The 848-nt window shown below is 69.3% G+C and carries 1 protein-coding gene; it reads left to right on the top strand.

Annotation, left to right across the window (positions count from 1 at the left end; translation table 11 throughout):
* The coding region (locus RUDLU_RS30100) for a putative Ig domain-containing protein (RefSeq protein WP_044129702.1) at positions 1 to 848 on the top strand (848 nt) is incomplete at both ends.

Below are 848 nucleotides of genomic sequence, written 5' to 3'. Positions count from 1 at the left end.
CCCATCACCTACGCGGCCATCGGCATCACCGCCCCCACCACCTCCTGCTCGGCCACCGTCGACACCCAGCTCGCCCAGGACATCCGTAACCAGAGCCCCAACGTGGAGCCCTTCACCATCCTGGCCACCCAGAATGGCATCACCGTCGCCCTCCGCTGGGACGCCAGAGCCACCTGTGCCGGGGGCGGAGGCAACACCCCGCCCACCCTCGCCAATGCCGTCGGGCCCCAGTCGGCCACCCTCGGGGTGGGCTACAGCCTCAACGTGGGCTCGGTCTTTACCGACGCCCAGACGCCGGCGAGTCTGGTGCTCTCAGCCACCGGTCTGCCCGCCGGGCTGGCCCTCACCGGCAACACCCTCACCGGGACGCCCTCTCTGTCGGGCGTGAGCACCATCACCCTCACCGCCACCGACCCCGGCGGGCTCACCAACAGCACCAGCTTCCTGCTCACCGTCAGCCCCACAGCGAGTCAAACCACCACCCCGCCCCCCACGGGCAGCGCCCTGGCCGCTACCCTGGTGAGCTACAACTGCCCCGCCGGAGCCATCACCTTCGGCTTTACCGGGGGCAACGGAGCTCCCGTCGAGTACCTGGCCATCGGGGTGACGGGCTGGACGACCAACCCCAGTCATGTGGTCGAAGCGGGCCTGCGGCTGGATCCCAAGCCCATCACCATCCGCGTGCGCCAGAACGGGGTGGAGGGCACACCCTTCGTGTTTGACTTCGGCGCTTTCTGCGCGGGCAACCCCCAACCACCCACCAACACGGCCCCATCAGTCGCTAATGCCGTGGGGCCCCAGTCGGCCACGGTGGGCGTGGGCTTCAGCCTGAATGTGGGCAGCGTGTT

Origin of the sequence: Rudanella lutea DSM 19387 (assembly GCF_000383955.1) — a bacterium.
GTDB classification, from domain to species: domain Bacteria; phylum Bacteroidota; class Bacteroidia; order Cytophagales; family Spirosomataceae; genus Rudanella; species Rudanella lutea.
This window is presented reverse-complemented; position numbering and strand designations above follow the sequence as displayed.